Genomic DNA, 18056 nt, shown 5'->3' on the forward strand with positions numbered 1-18056 from the left:
ATTGAGCATGTTCTTTTCCAAAAGCCGCTCCGCACTTTTTGGGAACATGCTCTAAAGGAACCGTGCGTTATAGGCGGGATTGAAAAGAGCGCGGATAATTCTGGAGGCGAAATGCAGCGCTTTGCATCGGCGGTCCTGGCAGTAGCGCTGACTGCGGCAGTCTCCGGAGTGATCGCTTGCTCGATTATAATGCTTAATTACGCAGGAATATTCGGTTCGGGTGACGGAAGATTGCTCGGTTACGGCTTCGTCATAGCGATCACGAACAACGTGGACAATCTCGGGGCGAGGATCGCCTATAGCATACAGGGCACCAGAGTAAGTCTTCCGATAAATCTCTGGATATCCGCCATAACCTTTCTTATCTCGTCGGCGGCCGCCTACATGGGCGCGACAGTGAGCGGTTCCCTCGGCTCGGAGATTGCTTCCGTGGCCGCCATGCTGCTTCTCGTTGGCCTCGGCGCGATGATGATCATACAGACGCGCGGCGAGCCGTGGCACGATCAGGAACCGCCGGAAAAAGATGCGACGAGCCTGTGGAAGGTAATCCTGCGCCCGCATCACGCGGACGTCGACGCCTCGAAACATATCGACTTCAAGGAAGGGACGGTCCTCGGCGTCGCGCTGTCGATAAACAACATCGGGGGAGGGCTCAGCGCAGGCATAATCGGCGTGAACCCATGGCTGGTTGGGGGCCTGTCGGCGCTCGTCAGCTTCCTTGCGCTTTGGGCGGGAAACTATCTGGCGGAGTTTTTCGTGCGGAGGGGCATCGCCAACAAGGCCAATCTGATAGGCGGCCTATTGCTGATAATCATCGGCGTCAGGCAGGTTTTTTAGAGCGTATTCCAGACGCTTTTCCGGAATGCGCTCTACCGCGCGGGATCGTTCAAGCGATGGCCGAGGCGCTCCCATGCCACATAAAGCGCAAACACGATGAATGCGACCAGCACCGCTTCGGACAGCGCTCCCGCGCAGGCGCCGGGAATGAGCAGGACCGCGCGCCTGCCCAGCCAACCTGACAAGAGCAGCATTCCGGGGCGGGAGAGCGACCACAGCGCAGGCAGCAGGCTTTTCGCCTGATGAATGCGGGTCTCTTCCGTCTTGGGAAGCAGTCCGTCGCCGACGGTCACAAGCAGTCTCCGATGTGAGGATGGGATCGAGCGCGCTGCAATTGGCCTCGCTTCGGAAGCGAAAGCGTCTGAGCGCGTCGATCGCGATTAAAAAGCCTCTCGATGTGAAGCCTGGATGACAAAGCTGAGAAAAATTAAGCTTCCGGCAGAGATCGGCGCGAGCAGCCGCGTCTATGCGCCTTCGGCTGGAACTTGCGGCCATCCGACGCTAATTTAGCCCTTGGCGCGGGAAATCGGTTCAATCATAAAAGAAGCCGCCTTTGCGAGGATCGCCCAAGGTTTCGTTCGAAACGACGGGAGAATTGACATGTGGCCTTTGGCTGGTTTTGCGTTTGGAGCGGTCGTCGGCGCGGTTGGCGTCGCATTGCGTGGATCACAGATTGCGGAACACGCCCGACCGGCCGCAAAGGCGATGCTGAAGGCCGCGCTCGCCGCCGCGCATGAGGCGCATGTTCGTCAGGTCGAAGCCACGGAGGCGGTCGAAGATCTCTACGCCGAGGCGGAAGCCGAGGTCATGGCCGAAAGGCGGGCGCAGGCGACGGCCGCCGCAGCCGGGGAGGGCCAGGCCCCCCGCGTGAGCGAGGACGATCTTCGCGACCCTCATGTGACGGCGGCGGTCGAAGAGCTTTACAAGCTTTATGCGGAAACCAACGGAAATGTGACGCCCGACAAGGTCGCCAAGATCATCGCCATGGCTAAAGCCAAGGTGATCGCCGAGATGGAGGCCGGCAAGGGCCGGGAGGCGGCGCCTTCCCCGGCGGAGCGACGTTCGTGAGCGCCGCCGGTCTGCCTCTCGCCGAGGTCGTCCACGCCTCGGAGGGGAGAACCCGCTTGCGCATCGCCAGCCGACGGGATGACGCGGCTTTTTTCGCTTCCATGGCAGCCGGGCTTAAGGCCGTCCGCGGCGTAAGCGACGTCAAGGCCACGCCGCTCACCGGAAGCATGGTGATTTTTCACGACGAGCCGCTTTCGGCGATCGGCGCCGAAGCCGAAAGACGCGGCCTGTTTTCGGTCGCCGATGGATCGGCGGCGACCTCTGCGGCGGTTCCGGCTCTGGAGGCCTATGTAAACCCGCGGACCGCCGCCGTCGTCAGCCTGGGCCTGATCGCGCTCTGGCAGATCTACCGGGAGAAATATTTCCCCTCGGCGTTGTCGGTCGCGATGCACGCCCTTGCAGTGGCGGGCCTGTTGCAGACCGACGACGGCTCTCCGGCAGGCGACTGAAATCCCATACGGTCAGCCCTCGCTCGAATCCTCTTCCGAGGTTGAGTCAGCCGCCTCAGCCCTGATGGATCGGAACCGTTTTTTCGGCTTCCTCCGGCTTTCCTTCCGGCGTCGCTTCGTCGATGGCGGTGGGGAGATGCTTCGACAGCAGCTCGGCGAGCTTGTCCGAGGTCGTATGGAGTTTCGTGGCGAGGTCGTTCAGCCGATCGGGGCCGATCGCCTGTCTGATCTGCTCCATCGATATTGGCTGGTTGGGGCCGGTGGAAATCCAGGATTTCACTTTTTCGCCGAGGTCGGCTCCGGCCTTTTCCCATTCGGCGACCAGCCCCTGCACTCCGCCGTGCTTGCGGATGAAATCGTTCATGAGCGTCGCCGCTTCCACGCCGATGACGCCGCCGAGGATCGCTTCCAGCACATCCATCTAGTCCTCCTAAAGCTTGTTGGGCAAAGAGGCGGCCATGAGTTTCGGATGGCCACCGCAGAGTTGAGATAGCGCGAACCCCGCGGCGAGACAGATGTCTGCGAAGACCCGTCCTGGTTACTCCCTCAGCGCCAGCGAGGCGGAGGCGTCCTCCCAGGGAAGGCCCAGCTCCGGGCGGCCGAAATGCCCGTAAACGGCGAGGGGGCGAAAGAGACCGGCGTTCGCGAGCGCCGGATGGGTTCGCAGCTTAAAGCGCCGCTCGATCGCCGCCGGCCGGAAATCGTAATGGCGTTGCAGACGGGCGGAAAGTTCTGCGTCCGGCAGGCGGCCGGTCCCGAAGGTCTCGACCGATACGCTGAGCGGCGCCGACTGGCCGATCGCATAGCCGAGGTGAACCTCGCATTTTTCGGCGAGGCCGGCGGCGACGAGGTTCTTGGCGGCGTGGCGGGCGGCGTAGGCCCCGATGCGGTCGATCCTGGAAGGGTCCTTGCCGGAGAGGGCGGCTCCGCTGTGGCGCGCGATTTCTCCATAGGTGTCGATGCCGTTCTTGCGCCCGGTGAGACCGGCGTGGCGCGCCGGCCCGTCGATGACGTAAGGGGCTCCGGCGTTGACGCTGATGTAAAATTCCGTCTTTGCGTCGGGGCGTATCTCGCCCTCTGCGAGCGTGTCCAAAGCGAGGCTTTGCAGCCGATCCTCGAATTCGCGGGTTCGCTCATCGGGCGAGACCGCCGCAGTGATCGCGACGCCGTGGATGCGGACAGGGCGGCCGCCGCGATATTCCACCGAAACCTGGGTCTTAGCGTCGGGCGAGAGGCCGGAAAGGCCGCTTTGCCGGGCGTTGTCGAGTTCGCGCGCAAGACGATGGGCGAGGCTGATGGGGAGCGGCATCAGCTCGGGCGTGTCGCGACAGGCGTAGCCGAAGACATTGGCCTGATCCCTGGCCGCGCAGCGCTGGGCCCATTCCTCGTCGCCAGCCGCCATCGGCGGTTGCCGCATCGTCAAGGGAAGCTCCATGAAGCTCGTCAGGATCGAGCAGCGGCGCGCATCGAAACGTCCGTCGCTATATCCGGTGTCGGCGATCACCTGCCGCGCGACCGAGGGCAGGTCCAGATCGGCTTCCGCGGCATAGCGGGCGGCGAGAAAGATCACTCCCGCCGCCACGGCGCATTCGACGATGGCGTAGGCGCCGGAATCCTCTCGCAGAAAAGCGTCGATCGCCGCGTCGCTGATCTGGTCGCAGAGCTTGTCGGGATGGCCGGCCGTCACCGACTCCGAAGTGAAGATCATGTCAGCCGTCATGAGGGTTTCCCGAGAGAGAGCCTTCGCGCCGCCGAAGCCGATCGAATGTGCACGGCGTAATCGAAGATGCTGTTGGCCAGCCCCCCGCCGAGCACGATCCCCGCTATCGTCAGAATATCGCGGCCTCCGAGCGGCGCCAGATTGAGCGCCCGGCGGGTCGCCGGGGAAAGCTGGGCGGCGACCTGGGCGACGGCCGACAGCAGCAAGGCGCCGTTCAGCTTGTGGTTCTGCGAATGAACCAGCTTGCCGTAGAGCCCCGGGGCCTCGGAGCGGCAACGGATCGCGTGCAGCAGCTGCCCGTAGGTTATGCCATGAAAAGTGATCGTGCTCGCTCGCGGCAGGTTTCTCGTCCCGCCGGCGAGAGCGTAAGCCGCGAGAGTGGTCGATCCGATCATCACGCCTTCGCGGATCAGATGGCGGAAATCGCCCATCGACAGGATCGGCGCCCGCGCGTCGTGCGGGGGCTGGTCCATCACCGAACTCTCCGGTTCTTCCAGTCCCAGCGCCAGCGCCGGCAGCGGCTCTCCCGCAATATTCAGCCACAGGAGCTGCGTCGAGGTCATGGCGACGCCCCCGTCGATGAGCGCCGCGCCCAGCATGGCGAGGGTTTCCGAAACGGAGGTGGAGATCAGATAGCGCAAGACCTTGCGGATATTGGCGTAGGTGGCGCGGCCGAGTCTCACCGCCTCGATCACGCCGTTGAGATCGTTGCTGGCCAGCACCATGTCGGCGACCTCGCGAGCGACGTCCGTTCCATCCCCTCCCATAGCTATGCTGATGTGGGCGGCGCGCAGAGCCGGCCCGTCGTTGACGCCGTCGCCGGTCATTCCCACGACGCGTCCCCCCGTCTGCAGCGCCTTCACGATATTGAGCTTGTCGACGGGGCTCACCCTCGCGAAAACCTGAGCCTGGCCGGCTAGGGCGGCGAGCGTGTCGGCGGAGAGGTCGGTGATCTGGCCGGCTTCCAGAACCCTGAGCTCGCCGCCGTTGGCGAGATCGAGCTGCCTCGCGATCGCTCTTGCGGTCGCGCTTTGGTCCCCGGTGATCATGACGCAGCGCACGCCTGCGCGCGCGAGTCGCCGCAGCGCCGGCTGCACGCTCGGCCGGATCGGATTGACCAGCCCTATGAGTCCCAGCCACTCGAGGTCGCATTCGTCCCGCGGGTCGGCGTCTTTTTCGCATAGGGCGAGGCCGAGAACCCGCAGCGCCTGGCCCGCCATCCGCTCATTGGCCCTGAGGATATTCGCGCGCGAGGCTTCGTCGAGCGGCTGGACGCCTTCGGCCGTGTGCTGCGCGCTGCAAAGCGCCAGGACTTCGCTGGGCTCCCCCTTAACGCACAGCAGGCGCCGGCCTTCTTCAACCGAATGGAGAGTGGACATGCGCTTGCGGCCCTCGGACCTCGGCGCGTTTTCGAGGACGGGCGCCGAGAAGCGCAGCGAGACCGCGTCGACGCCAAAAGCGAGGGCGGCTTCGATCAGGGCGGTCTCGGTCGCGGTCCCTTCGATCAGGGGACCGTCCGGCCCTGGGCGCACTGAAGATTCGTTGCAGAGGACCGCGACCTCGAACAGGCGCCGCGCTACGGCGGCGGTGGGGCCGTCCGCCTCCCTGTCGCCGTGAAGCAGCCGGTCGCCTTCGAGCCGCAGCAGGAGGCCTGCCGTGTGGATCGCAGCCGCGGCCATGCGGTTTTCCGTCAGGGTTCCGGTCTTGTCCAGGCCGATCACTTCGACCGCGCCGAGCGTCTCCACGGCGTCGAGCCTGCGCACGAGAACGTCGCGTTTGCGCATGTTCTGGACGCCGAGGGCGAGGGTGGTCGTCGCGACCGCGGGCAAGCCCTCGGGGATGGCCGCCACGATGAGCGAAATGGCGTTGCGCAGCATCGCCACCAGACCATGCCGATGATAGACGCCGACGCCGAAGACGACGGCGCAGATCAGGCCGTTCAGCAGGATAAGCTCGCGCTCGACGTCGTCGAGCTGGCGCTGCATCGGCGTCTCGGGAGGGCGGACGGCGTTCAGGAGGCTTTGAACCCGGCCGAGTTCGGTGGAGGAGCCGGTTTCAGTGACGAGCGCGAGCGCGCAGCCGCCGGTCACCGCGGTTCCCCGGAACAGCATGTTGCAGCGCTCTGGCAGCAGCGTATCGGCAGGAAGCACGAATTGCGCGTTCTTCTGGACGGGCAGAGCTTCGCCGGTGAGCGCGGACTCGTTGACCGAAAGCTCGCTGCTTTCGATCAATCGGGCGTCCGCCGGGATCAGCATGCCCCGCTCCACCAGCAGGATATCGCCACGAACCAGTTCCGCGGGATGGATATGGCGGCGCACGCCTTCGCGCAGCACGGGAACCGGCTCCGGAGCATAATCCGACAGACCGAGGATGGTTCGCTCGGCCTGATGCTCGGTCGCTGTGGCAATGCCGCCGTTCAGCACGACGACCGCCGCGATGACCAGAGCGTCGACGACGCCGCCGGTCGTCAGGGAAAGCACGGCGGAGCCGGCGAGGAGAAGCACCGGCAGGCTGACCAGCTGCTGGGCGAAAATCGCCACGGCGGAGCGCGGCTTGGCGCGGGGCAATTCATTGGGTCCGAAGGCCAGGAGGCGTTCGGCGGCCTGCTCGTCGGTCATGCCGCGGCTCAGGCCCGCGCCGAGCAGCTCCGCTGCGCCTCCCGCCGTCATGGCGTGCCAATGGCGCTCGGCGGCATGTTGGTCGCCGCTGGCGGCGGAAGACAGCGCCAGCGCCGCGCTTTCGCCCGCGAGCGGCGCCGGCTCTTCCCCCGCGGCTGCTGCGTCGATGATCCGGGCCAGCGCTGCGGGGCCGGCGGGGGGATCGAATTCGACCAGCACCGAGCCGGTTGCGGCGTCGGCGCGCGTCGTTCTCACGCCGCGGCAGTTGCGCAAAGCCGCATCGACCGCGCGCGCGAGCCTTTTGCGGCCGATCAGGCCCGGATGTTTGAACCGGATGCGGCCCGGCGCCGCATCATGGCTGATCCTCGCCGAAACCCGCGGCGAGGCGGGCTTCCGATCCACCGCGGCTTGAAAGCTCGTCGTCGCGTTCACGGGCATGTTCATCTCGGGCGGCTCATTCTCGCTCGAGAGGAACGTTCCGTTCCGGCTCGCGCGCTTCAATTTCCGTCATTTCCAGCTCCTTTCCAGGAGTAGCGTAGGACGCGCAGAGCGCCCGCCATGGCCTCCTTAGGCCGGTACCTCCCATTGGCGTTGAAAAGACGATGCTTTATGGGCTCTTGCCGAATAACTTCGCTGCGGCCTTTCCGACTGCATCAGAGCATTCGCAAGGCGAGCCATCCGCATGACAGGAGAGCAGACTCTCTTGTCATGTTCCAGCGCGCAAAAAGACGCGCAGGGTCTCGACGGGCTTCGGGGGGCGTCACAGCCCCCATCTGCGAACAAACCAGACCTTCACGAAATGCGTCATGACCGCGTATGTCGCCAGCATGGCGGCGACCAGAGGCCAATAAAGCTGGGGCAGGGGCACAAATCCGAGGACCGAGCCGACCCATGTGAAGGGGAGCGAGACGCCGACGACGCATATGATCAACGTCGTCGCGATCAGAGCATTGCTGGCGCGGCTTTCGAGAAACGGAATCCTCGCGGTCCGGATGATGTGGATGATCAGGGTCTGGGTCAGCAGAGATTCCACGAACCAGCCGGTCTGGAACAGCGGGGCGTCGTTCCAGGCGTCGAACACGAACAGCATCATGGCGTAGGTCGCGTAGTCGAATATCGAGCTGATCGGCCCGATGAAGACCATGAACTTGAAAATATTGCTGATGTCCCACTTGCGCGGGGTCGCGAGATATTCCTCGTCCACCGTGTCGGTCGGAATCGCCGTCTGGGAGAAGTCGTAAAGAAGATTGTTGGTGAGCACCTGGATGGGCGCCATCGGCAGGAACGGCAGGAACAGGCTGGCGCCGAGCACGCTGAACATGTTTCCGAAATTCGAGCTCGCGCCCATTTTGATATATTTGGTGATGTTTGCGAAGATCCTGCGCCCCTCGATCACCCCTTCGTCGAGCACGAGCAGGTTTTTCTCGAGAAGAATGATATCGGCCGATTCCTTGGCGATATCGACCGCCGTATCGACGCTGATTCCGACATCCGCCGCCTTGAGGGCGGGGCCGTCGTTTATGCCGTCGCCCAGAAAGCCGACCACCCGCCCCTTCCGGTGCAGAGCTTCGATCACCCTGGATTTCTGCATGGGGGACAGTTTGGCGAAGACCACCGTGTCCACAGCGAAACCGGCCAGCGCCTCCTGGTCCATCTGGTCGATTTCATGCCCGAGCGCTATCCGGTCGACCTTCAGGCCGACGTCCTTGCAGATCTTGCGGGTGACGACCTCATTGTCGCCGGTCAGAATCTTCACCGCTACGCCCGCCCTGGCGAGATCGGCGATGGCCTGCGCCGCGCTTTCCTTGGGAGGATCGAGAAAAGCTATATAACCGAGCAAGGTAAGATCGCGCTCGTCCGCGACCGTGTAAACGGCCTGTCCCGCCGGCATCTCCTTATAGGCGACCGCAACCACCCGGAATCCGTCCTCATTGAGTTCGCAGGTCTCCCGTTTCGCGGTTTCGAGATGGGTGGGATCGAGGCGGCCGCACTCATTTTCCGTCTCATAGGTCGTCGATGCGGCGAATATCTCCTCGACCGCGCCTTTGCAGATCAGGAGATGCTTGCCGTCATCGCGCTGCACCACGACCGAGAGCCGCCTGCGCTGGAAATCGAACGGGATTTCGTCGATCTTGAAGAAGCGGCCGGCGAGGCGGGTCTCCTCGACTTCCGAGTGTTCAAGCACGGCCTTGTCGAGAAGGTTTTTGAGGCCGGATTGAAAATGGCTGTTGAGATAGGCGAATTCGAGCACCCGGTCGGAATCTTCGCCGTAGATGTCCAGATGATGTTTCAGAATGATGCGGTCCTGGGTCAGGGTGCCGGTCTTGTCGGTGCACAGCACGTCCATGGCGCCGAAATTCTGGATCGCGTTGAGGCGTTTGACGATCACCTTGTGGCTCGCCATGGCGATAGCGCCTTTCGCGAGATTCACCGTCACGATCATCGGCAGCATTTCGGGCGTGAGCCCGACAGCCACCGCCACGGCGAAGAGCAGCGCCTCCAGCCAGTCGTGCTTGGTGAACCCGTTGACCAGAAAGACGGCGGGCGCCATCACCAGCATGAATCTGATCATCAGCCAGGTGAATTTATCGACGCCCAGATCAAAGGCGGTCGGAGCCCGACGCTCCGCGATCTCGTCCGCCAATCGACCAAAGAAAGTGTTTCGTCCCGTCCGCAGAATGACGCCGGTCCCATATCCCGAGACCACATTGGCCCCCATGAAGCAGATGTTCGGCAGATCGAAAGGATCGCCGTGAACCTGCTCGCAGGCGTGAGCGTATTTTTCCGCGGGCATCGCCTCGCCGGTGAGGGCCGACTGGTTGATGAAAAGATCCTTGGCCTCGAGCAGTCGCAGATCGGCGGGGATGATGTCCCCCGCAGAAAGCTGAACGATGTCGCCGGGCGCGAGCTGCTCGATGGGGATTTCGGCGAAGGGGTCGTCGGGATCGCCTGGAGTGCGCCTGACGCTCGCGGTGGTGTGGACCATCGCCCGCAGCCGCGCCGCGGCCTCATTGGAGCGATGCTCCTGCACGAAGGCGGTCGCGATCGCGAGAACCACCATCGAGGAAATGACGATCGCGGCGCGAACGTCGCCCAGAAAATAGGAAACGATCGCCAGGGTCAGCAACAAGGCGTTGAGCGGGTTGCGGGCTCGGCCCCACAGCTCTTGCAGGATCGTCGCCTTGGCTTCGCGGGCGACGATGTTGGGCCCGCAGGCGATCAGCCGCTCCTCCGCCTCCGATTGCGAAAGGCCCTGGAGCCGCGACCCGGCTTTCCCGCAGGCCTCGTTCGGGGCCAATCGGCTGATATCCGCCAGTTCGCCGCTCTGAGGCGCGGAGCTCTCAGCGCCGGAACTCCGCACGCCGCGCCGCTTTTGTAGGAGGTGGCCGCCGGCGACGGCCCCCAATCCGATCGATGCGAAAGCGACCAGCGATGCGAGAAGCCGCATGCTGATCGTCGGGCGAGGCGGCGGCGAAGAGATTTCCGGAGTCGAAGCCGGGTCAGCCTCCCCGGCAGGCTTTTCCTCTGCAGGCTTTTGGGCCGCCGCGAGCCTGCCGAGTTCGGAAAGTCCCTCACGCGCCGCCTGGAGCGTCGGATCGAGTTTCAGCGCCGTTTCGAAGTCTTGTTTGGCTCGGGCGAAATCCTGTGCGCTGCTGTAGACCGCGGCCCGCTGCAAATATGGCGCGGCCGCGCCCGGCTCGAGGGCGATGGCGTGGTCGCAATCGGCGGCCGCTGCGGCGAAGTCTCCTTTTGAGAGGCGGATGGAAGCCCGCTCCCGCCAGGCGGTGGCCGATCCGGGGTCGAGCCGCAACGCCTCATCGAGGAGGGCCAGCGCGCCTCCGTCATCCCCTTTGGACCGAAGCTGGAGCGCTTTCTTCGCCAAGGCGGCGGCCCGGCGTTGCGCTTTCTCGATCGCGCCCGTCGAGGGTCCTTTGCAGGGGGGCGCCCGGTTGTCGCCGCATGGAGCCGGACGTTGTTCCGCCTTTGCGGGAGCCGCCGCGGCGACGGCCAGGCAAGCGAGGGCGACCGAGGCGACGAGGGCTAAATCCAGGATGCGTTTCCGCAGAGCAGGAACGGTTGCGATCTGCGTCATTTGGTCGATCCTCAGGCCGAAGCAGGGCGTCTGGCGAAGGCCGCAGCGGGCAGCTCCCGGCTTGTATCACAAGCTTGTCAGCGCAATGCGCGGCGATGCGTCGCCGGCCTCCAGCGCCGGGGGCATGGAAGGATCATGTCATGACGGCTTTGCGACAAGCCGCCGGAGTCCGCAAGGAAATACAGAAGGGCGGGGCTGTCCGGTCAGAGAGGTTCGCGCTTTCGAAATTGGTTGTTGGAGAGGCGCCCGCCTGCGGGCGAAGCAGGCGGGCTGTATCGGACGACGGCGTTAGATCGCCGTGGAGCGCCGTCGTCTCCAGACCATCAGGCGAGACGCTCGCACTTTTCGGGGACGGGCAGCCTACCAGCCATAATAATAGGGGCTGTATCCCCAGCCTCCCAACGCCCACAGCGGCGCGGTCATCAACCCCAGCGCTGCGCCGGCCACGGCCGCTCCGGGATTATAGTAGCCATAATAATAATGATGACGCCAGCCGTAATGCCGGTAGTAGTGATGGCGCCAGCCATAATGCCTGTAGTGACGATGGTGATAATAATGTGGGTGATGGTAATAGTGATGATAATAATGGACCTGCTGCACCGGAGAAGAACCTGCGATGATCTCCTTGCCCGCAATTGGCATAGGCGCCGCAGAAGCGGGGGGCGCAGAGACGGCAAGTCCTGCGACCACGCAGGCCGCCAGAAGATTGTTCGTATAGGTTGCGCTAAGCATGTCGACCTCCAATAGGCCGCGATGCGCGAAACCCTTAGGCGCTGAAGCGTCTGTTCCGTTCTTCGTGGCCCTTCCCCGCCCAACTAGATCACGGATCTTTTGGAGCAAGGGTTTGAAAGGTCTCTTTTATTCACGCCGATGGGGCGCTGACGGCGAGCCGCCAGACGCCTATTCCGAATCTGCGCCGACGCCTCCGATCTCTATCCGCCAAACGCCTTCGGGAAGCTCCCGAATAGCGATTTTCTCTCCCAGAAAGGCGTGAATGACCTCGATATTGGTGAGCATGTGGCGCGATGGCGCGCATGTGACGAAAACACCGCCCGGGCCGAGCGCGAGGGGCAGCAGAAGCTGGTCGCCGAGATGGACGTCGACCGGATGCTCGCCCCGAAGGTAATGATCGACCTGCGCGGCGCATTCCTCGGCGACCGTTTCGGAACTCGCGCCGAGGCGGCCGAAAGCGACGAAGACCTCGGTCACATGCTCATAGCCGAGCGTGACGATCAGAATGTTGCCCGGCCCTTTCGCGCGACGTTCCGTCATCGGCGCGACGCGATCCTCGGACCAGTTCAGCAGCGCGCACAGCCGCTCCGCTTCCCGCGTGGCGATCGTATAGGCGAGGTTGGAGACGACGGCCTCGCCCTTGTGTTCGATCAAGGCGCCGCGCGTTGTCAGGAGCAGGGGGCGCGTCGGAGACGTCGCGCCGATCTCGATCACGATCTCTCCGCCGCCCGCCGGATAATATCCGGGGCGCGTCAATGCCGCCGCGACGCTGTAACCCATGCGCCGCAGCAGCGGCAGAAAGGCGCGATCGAGAAACTCGAAAGGCGGAGCCCCGACATTATTGGTCCCGCCCTGTATCGTCACGCGGGACGGGGCGCCGGCCAGCGCAAGGGGAAGAAGCACGGTCTGCAGGACGAGGCTCGTGGAGCCGGCCGAGCCGATGTTGAAGACATAATCTCCCGCCCGCACGGGGCCGGGCGCGAAAACCAGCGACGTCGAGCCGACCTCGGCGCCATCGATCCGCGCGCCGCAGATTTCCGCTGCAGCCTTGACCGCCGTAAGATGCTGGCGCATCAGACCCGGCCTCTCGCGGCCCGCGCGAATCCTTTCGATAGCGAACGGTTGTCCCGTCGCCATCGAAAGACTCAAGGCCGAGCGCAGAATTTGGCCGCCGCCCTCGCCGAAGGCGCCGTCGATCGTTAACATCAGACTGAACCTCTAAAAAGCTAACCTTTGACGCAAACGATCTGCCGCAGCGTATGAACGATCTCGACCAGATCCGCCTGGGCGGCCATCACGGCGTCGATGTCCTTATAGGCTGCGGGCGTCTCGTCGATGACGTCGGCGTCCTTGCGGCATTCGACCCCGCTGGTCGCAGCGGCGTGGTCTTCGATCGTGAAGCGGCGCTTCGCCTCGGCGCGAGACATGACGCGGCCGGCGCCATGCGAACAGGAGCAGAAGCTTTCGGGGTCGCCCTTGCCGCGCACGATGAAGGATTTCGCGCCCATCGAGCCGGGAATGATACCCATCACGCCCTCGGCCGCGCACACCGCGCCCTTGCGGGTCACGAGCACGTTCTCGCCGAAATGATGTTCGCGCGCGACATAATTATGATGGCAATTGACCGCTTCGAGATGCGCTTCGAACGGAATCGCCATCGCCTCGCGCGCCGCCGCTATGGCGTGTTTCATCATCACCTCGCGGTTGGCGAGCGCGAAGCTCTGCGCCCATTGCACGGCATCGACATAATCGTCGAATCCTTCAGTGCCCTCGGGGAGATAGGCGAGGTCGCGATCCGGCAGGTTGAGGTACCAGCGTCGCATCTCCTCCTTGGCGCGTTCGATGAAATAGGACCCGATCGCATTGCCGACGCCGCGCGAGCCCGAATGCAGCATGAACCAGACGCGATCCGCTTCGTCGAGGCAGACCTCGATGAAGTGATTGCCCGTGCCCAGAGTGCCGAGATGGTTCGCCGTGTTGGATTTCTCGAGCTTGGGATGCTTTTCGACGATACGCCTGAAGCCGGCGTCGAGCGCAGACCATGCCTCCGCCGTCGCTTCCGGCAATTCCGCCCAGGAGCCCTTGTCGCGCATGTCCCGGCCCACCGTGCGCCCGTGCGGCACGGCCTTCTCCAAGGCCGCGCGCAGGAGCGCGAGATTGTCGGGAAGATCCGAAGCGGTGAGGGAGGTGCGCACGGCCATCATGCCGCAGCCCAGATCGACGCCGACCGCCGCCGGAATGATGGCGCCTTTCGTCGGGATCACCGAGCCGATGGTCGAGCCCTTGCCGTAATGCACGTCGGGCATCACGGCGAGCCACTTGAAGATGAAGGGCATTCGCGCCGTGTTGAGCAGCTGCTCTTTCGACGAGTCGTCCACCGGAACGCCGCGCGTCCACATTTTGACGGGCGCGGCGTTCCGGGCCTTGGCCGCGTCGAACGTTTCGGCGAGAAAATCGTAAGAGCGATCGGCGGCGGTTTGCATTTCATTATCCTTTTCTGAAAAGCCCATATTATCGAGGACCTAAGCCGTTCGATTCCATTTCGGCGCGCAGGCGAAGCTGCGGCGACAAGAGGCGCGCGACATGACGACATGAGCTTCGCCCATCTTGCGATGCGCGGGCGGGATCGAACCGCCAGCCTCCCCTTTTGAGGGCGCTCTACCAATGTAGTCCCGCGGGCATTCGCCGCAGCGTTTTTTCGGCATGGAAGCCATGGCGACGAGGGGTGGCGAGAGGCGGGCTCCCGATAACGATGAGTCGGGGGCGGTTTCCAGCCGCCGGCGCCCCTGGCGGAGGATGTACTCTCGCCGGCATTCGCCATGGCTTTCCACGTTTTTTTAGACGAGGCGAGGATCCCGCCGCGTCCGATCTCCTGTTCTGGTCGGCGGCAAGGGCCGCGACGACAAGGTTTGAACGAAACACCGCTCTTCGAGCGCGGCTTGCGCCTTGCTCTCCGAACGCCTGCTCTACCCCTGAGCTACGGACTTGCGTCCGGCGGGATTCGAACCCGCGACCTGGTCATTAAAAGTGATGTAGTTTCGCTCCGCATTCGTCGCGCCTTACTCAGTATCGAAAAGCCGTGGCGACAAGAGGCGCGAGGCCCGATGGTCGAGAGGCGTTTGCATCACAAGCAATGTACTCCAGACCGCATTCGCCATGACCTTTTTCCTTTAACCGAGATCGATCTTCTCGATCTCTCCGACCCAATGGCCGGCGTCCAGCTCATCCTTTGCGAAGGCCGAGATCATCTCGAACACGCTGTCGGAGAAGCCGCCGATATTCAGCACATCCGCACGCTCCGCCGCCTGGGTCGTCCCATAAGGCTGGATGTCGATGCAGACCAGCTTGGCGTCGGGGTTGCGACGCTTCAGCTTCTCCCACATCTCCATCGTCGCCGTGCCGCGACCGCCGTAGCGCGCGTCGATCCAGGACTCATTGTCCGAGATGAAGACAACGAGGTCGACCCTGGCGCGCTCCGCGACCAGCTTCGCCAGCGGCGCCGAGCAATTGGTTCCGCCGCCGCCGATGGAAGCAAGGCGCTGCGCATTCGTCATCACGCTGTCGCGCGGGTTCAGATACACGTCCACCACGTCGTTTTCGAAGGGCAATACGCGCGTCTCCGGGTTGGCCCGCAGAAACGCCGCCGTGACGAGGCCGGCCACGTCGATGCAGCGCACCCCCGAGGTCGCGCCCTTGCGGTAGCCCGTCACCGGCGAGGACATCGAGCCCGAGACGTCGGGGCAGACCACAACGCGTCCGTCGATGCGCGGAACATTCGAGATCGAGATCTCCATCGCGTCCTGCAGCGCCTCCCGCACCATGCGCGGAACCTTATCGTCGGCGGCGGCGTAGGCCGCCATCAGCTGATAAGGAAACACGCGCGCCCGCTTGATCTCGGCGGGATCGCGCAGCCGCGCCGCCGCCTTGCGCGGGAACCACGACACATCGAACGCCCCGTGGCGCGCGAAAGTGTTGAGGTTCATGCGCAGCATCTGCCATCCTCCTTTCGAACCTATCGCAGCCCAATGCTCTCCGGTCAGCGGGAGCGCCGTCAGCATCTGGAACGGCACATCCGGCGGCGTGCGCGAAGGATTGCGCTTGAACGCCTCGAAATCCTGGGCGATCTGCGGCAGCGCCGAAACATCGTAGGGCCTGCCGATGAGATAGCCATAGAGAGCCTCGCGTTCCCTGGTTCCGGGCTTGGGGTGGACCATCTTGATCACATCGGCGAGCGAAGGGTCTTGCCCCACCGAAGCGCGCATGATCTCGATATCCGAAGCCCGCTCGAGCCAGTTGGCGACGAAACGCTTCGGGCGCGAGCCCATAGACTTGCGGCCCACGGCGCCGGAGCGCATGATCTGCACGAAGCTCCTCAGCATCTTGCCGTTGTCGATCACGCGGGGAAACGCTTTCGAGAAGTCGTGTGTCTCCATGGTGGAGAGCAGCGCGACGAGCAGCGCCGGCATGTCCTTCATATAGCCGCGCCGACGCGCATAGATCGCCGTCTTGGCGATGAAGGCGGGATCGACGTCGAGCGCCGTCAGAAGCACGTCGTCGAGCTGGTCTCGAGCGTCGGCGTAAAAGGTCCGGTTCAACGAGCCGGTAGCCGCGAGCTGCGCGAGCTTATGGCGCGGCGTGAGCGCATAGGCGGGTCCGCCCGCGTGGTTTTGCGCGTCCGCCCTGGGAAGCAGCATTCCGGCGATGGACGCGAACAGGGATTTGTTCGCCATGGTTCCGTTCCTTCTGATTTCGACGGAACCTTTATTGCGACCAGCGTGCCAGAGCTGCGCCGGCGGTCTGAAAATAAATCAAGCTATTGTAAATACACGACAATAAAATTTTGCGTGCGCCGGGCGGGCGTCTTGCGTGCGCTGGATCTGCGAGATAAAAAGATAGTGATTTATAATTTAGGATAGTAATAATGGCCAGGCGGCGCGTCGTCATCGGTTTTCTCGGCACGACCATGGACGCCGGCAAGGACAATCGCTGGGAGCGCTGGCGCCCGACGGTCGCGCTCTGCCAGCACGAGGATTTTCTGGTCGACCGGCTGGAGCTCATTCACGACGCCCACAGCGAGGCTCTCGCCCTACGGGTCAAAGGCGATATCGGGCAGGTCTCGCCCGAGACGCAGGTGCGCCGCCATGTGATGAATCTGAAGGACCCTTGGGATTTCCAGGAAGTTTATGGCGCCATGCGGGATTTCGCCGACGCCTTTCCTTTCGACGCCGAGGCCGAGGATTATCTCGTCAACATCACGACCGGAACCCATGTCGCGCAGATCTGCTGGTTCCTGTTGGTGGAGGCTCATTATGTGCCGGCCAGGATACTGCAGCTCACGCCGCCGCGGCGCTGGCGCGAGGGCGGGCCCGGCAAATATGACGTGATCGACCTCGATCTCGCGCGCTACGATCGCATCGCGACGCGTTTTGCAGTCGAAAAGGCCGAGGCGACATCCTTCCTGAAATCCGGCATCGCGACCCGCAACGAGGCGTTCAACCGCATGATAGAGCGCATCGAGCAGGTGGCGGCGCGCTCCAGGGCGTCCCTGCTGCTGACAGGGCCGACCGGCGCCGGCAAGTCGCAGCTCGCGCAGCGCATCTATGAATTGAAAAAATCCCGCCATCGTCTCAAGGGGCCGTTTGTTGAGGTCAATTGCGCGACGCTGCGCGGCGACAGCGCCATGTCGGCGCTCTTTGGCCACGCCAAAGGCGCCTTCACCGGGGCGTTGCAGGACCGCCCCGGACTCTTGCGCAAAGCCGACGGCGGCATTCTCTTCCTCGACGAGATCGGCGAACTCGGGCCCGACGAACAGGCGATGATCCTGCGCGCGATCGAGGAAAAGCGCTTCTTGCCGCTGGGCTCCGACAAGGAAGCTTCGAGCGACTTCCAGCTCATCGCAGGCACAAACCGGGACCTTTCCCAGGATGTCGCCAAGGGCAAGTTTCGAGAGGATCTGCTCGCGCGCCTCAATCTTTGGACCTTCGAGCTGCCGGCTCTCAGGGACAGGCGTGAGGATATCGAGCCCAATCTGGATTTCGAGCTGGCGCGTTTCTCCGAGCGGGAAGGGGCGCAGGGGACATTCAACCGCGAGGCCCGGGAGCGCTATCTCGCCTTCGCGCGCTCTGACCGCGCCAAATGGCGGGCCAATTTCCGCGATCTCGGCGCCTCGGTGACGCGTATGGCGACGCTCGCTCCCGCGGGCCGCATCACCGAGGAAATCGTGACCGAGGAGATTGCGCGGCTCGAGGCTTCATGGGCGCGCGGCGCGAAAGACGAGCCCGAGGCGGTGTTGCGGGAGTTCTTCAGCGAAGAGGCGCTCGCAGAAATGGACCTTTTCGACCGCGTTCAGCTCGCGGCGGTGTTGCGCGTGTGCCGCGTCCATTCCAGCCTCAGCGCCGCGGGGCGGGCGCTGTTCTCCGCCTCGCGGGCCCAAAAGGCGAGCGTCAATGACGCGGACCGGCTGCGCAAATATCTCGCCCGTTTCGAGCTCGACTGGAAAACCGTCGCCGGAAAATAGCGGGGAACTAAAATTGAGGCTT

General features: G+C 63.8%; 13 protein-coding genes. 4 read left to right on the top strand and 9 right to left on the bottom strand.

Annotated features, from left to right (window positions below):
- Window positions 1-189 precede the first annotated feature (189 nt).
- Window positions 190-837 (top strand): manganese efflux pump, encoded by a 648-nt coding sequence (locus tag H2LOC_RS00570; RefSeq protein WP_136494621.1) that lies wholly within the window; start codon window positions 190-192, stop codon window positions 835-837.
- Window positions 838-869: 32 nt separating this feature from the next.
- Here the strand turns inward: H2LOC_RS00570 and H2LOC_RS00575 are convergent, their stop codons facing one another.
- Window positions 870-1130, bottom strand: coding sequence for a hypothetical protein (locus H2LOC_RS00575; RefSeq protein WP_136494622.1), 261 nt, complete (start codon window positions 1128-1130; stop codon window positions 870-872).
- A gap of 307 nt (window positions 1131-1437) precedes the next feature.
- Here H2LOC_RS00575 and H2LOC_RS21440 point away from each other — a divergent pair, with 307 nt between their 5' ends.
- On the top strand, window positions 1438-1905 hold the full coding sequence (locus tag H2LOC_RS21440) for a hypothetical protein (protein WP_202620507.1): 468 nt from the start codon (window positions 1438-1440) through the stop codon (window positions 1903-1905).
- Window positions 1902-2354 carry a hypothetical protein gene (locus H2LOC_RS00585; RefSeq protein ID WP_136494623.1) on the top strand — a complete coding sequence of 151 codons (453 nt, stop codon included), beginning with the start codon at window positions 1902-1904 and terminating at the stop codon, window positions 2352-2354. The genes H2LOC_RS21440 and H2LOC_RS00585 overlap by 4 nt, the downstream gene beginning before the upstream one ends.
- Before the next feature lie 55 nt (window positions 2355-2409).
- Here H2LOC_RS00585 and H2LOC_RS00590 read toward each other — a convergent pair whose 3' ends face one another.
- The 8 genes from H2LOC_RS00590 to H2LOC_RS00625 form a co-directional block, all read right to left on the bottom strand.
- Window positions 2410-2775 carry a YidB family protein gene (locus H2LOC_RS00590; RefSeq protein ID WP_136494624.1) on the bottom strand — a complete coding sequence of 122 codons (366 nt, stop codon included), beginning with the start codon at window positions 2773-2775 and terminating at the stop codon, window positions 2410-2412.
- Between the two features lie 117 nt (window positions 2776-2892).
- The gene (metK, locus tag H2LOC_RS00595; protein WP_136494625.1) at window positions 2893-4074 is read right to left on the bottom strand and encodes a methionine adenosyltransferase; all 1182 of its coding nucleotides are present in this window, start codon (window positions 4072-4074) and stop codon (window positions 2893-2895) included.
- Window positions 4071-7136, bottom strand: coding sequence for a cation-translocating P-type ATPase (locus H2LOC_RS00600; protein ID WP_246206923.1), 3066 nt, complete (start codon window positions 7134-7136; stop codon window positions 4071-4073). The genes metK and H2LOC_RS00600 overlap by 4 nt, the downstream gene beginning before the upstream one ends.
- A 316-nt stretch (window positions 7137-7452) precedes the next feature.
- Window positions 7453-10785, bottom strand: coding sequence for a magnesium-translocating P-type ATPase (gene mgtA / locus H2LOC_RS00605; RefSeq protein ID WP_136494626.1), 3333 nt, complete (start codon window positions 10783-10785; stop codon window positions 7453-7455).
- Window positions 10786-11145: 360 nt separating this feature from the next.
- The gene (locus H2LOC_RS00610; RefSeq protein WP_136494627.1) at window positions 11146-11517 is read right to left on the bottom strand and encodes a hypothetical protein; all 372 of its coding nucleotides are present in this window, start codon (window positions 11515-11517) and stop codon (window positions 11146-11148) included.
- A gap of 168 nt (window positions 11518-11685) precedes the next feature.
- Window positions 11686-12723, bottom strand: a complete 1038-nt coding sequence (rtcA, locus tag H2LOC_RS00615) for an RNA 3'-terminal phosphate cyclase (protein WP_136494628.1) — start codon at window positions 12721-12723, stop codon at window positions 11686-11688.
- A gap of 20 nt (window positions 12724-12743) precedes the next feature.
- Window positions 12744-14000, bottom strand: coding sequence for an RtcB family protein (locus H2LOC_RS00620; protein WP_136494629.1), 1257 nt, complete (start codon window positions 13998-14000; stop codon window positions 12744-12746).
- Window positions 14001-14687: 687 nt separating this feature from the next.
- A complete protein-coding gene (locus H2LOC_RS00625) occupies window positions 14688-16247 on the bottom strand; it encodes an RNA-binding protein (protein ID WP_136494630.1) in 1560 nt (519 codons plus the stop codon).
- Window positions 16248-16438: 191 nt separating this feature from the next.
- Here H2LOC_RS00625 and rtcR point away from each other — a divergent pair, with 191 nt between their 5' ends.
- Window positions 16439-18034: an RNA repair transcriptional activator RtcR gene (rtcR, locus tag H2LOC_RS00630; RefSeq protein WP_136494631.1), complete on the top strand. Its 1596-nt coding sequence runs from the start codon at window positions 16439-16441 to the stop codon at window positions 18032-18034.
- Window positions 18035-18056 lie beyond the last annotated feature (22 nt).

Source organism: Methylocystis heyeri, from assembly GCF_004802635.2.
Lineage (GTDB): Bacteria > Pseudomonadota > Alphaproteobacteria > Rhizobiales > Beijerinckiaceae > Methylocystis > Methylocystis heyeri.

Excerpts from the sequence above, each read along its gene's own strand:
- H2LOC_RS00570 (WP_136494621.1), top strand. The coding sequence starts at position 190 with ATGCTTAATTACGCAGGAATATTCGGTTCGGGTGACGGAAGATTGCTC.
- H2LOC_RS21440 (WP_202620507.1), top strand. The coding sequence starts at position 1,438 with ATGTGGCCTTTGGCTGGTTTTGCGTTTGGAGCGGTCGTCGGCGCGGTT.
- H2LOC_RS00590 (WP_136494624.1), bottom strand. The coding sequence starts at position 2,775 with ATGGATGTGCTGGAAGCGATCCTCGGCGGCGTCATCGGCGTGGAAGCG.
- metK (WP_136494625.1), bottom strand. The coding sequence starts at position 4,074 with ATGACGGCTGACATGATCTTCACTTCGGAGTCGGTGACGGCCGGCCAT.
- H2LOC_RS00600 (WP_246206923.1), bottom strand. The coding sequence starts at position 7,136 with ATGAACATGCCCGTGAACGCGACGACGAGCTTTCAAGCCGCGGTGGAT.
- mgtA (WP_136494626.1), bottom strand. The coding sequence starts at position 10,785 with ATGACGCAGATCGCAACCGTTCCTGCTCTGCGGAAACGCATCCTGGAT.
- H2LOC_RS00610 (WP_136494627.1), bottom strand. The coding sequence starts at position 11,517 with ATGCTTAGCGCAACCTATACGAACAATCTTCTGGCGGCCTGCGTGGTC.
- rtcA (WP_136494628.1), bottom strand. The coding sequence starts at position 12,723 with ATGTTAACGATCGACGGCGCCTTCGGCGAGGGCGGCGGCCAAATTCTG.
- H2LOC_RS00620 (WP_136494629.1), bottom strand. The coding sequence starts at position 14,000 with ATGCAAACCGCCGCCGATCGCTCTTACGATTTTCTCGCCGAAACGTTC.
- H2LOC_RS00625 (WP_136494630.1), bottom strand. The coding sequence starts at position 16,247 with ATGGCGAACAAATCCCTGTTCGCGTCCATCGCCGGAATGCTGCTTCCC.
- rtcR (WP_136494631.1), top strand. The coding sequence starts at position 16,439 with ATGGCCAGGCGGCGCGTCGTCATCGGTTTTCTCGGCACGACCATGGAC.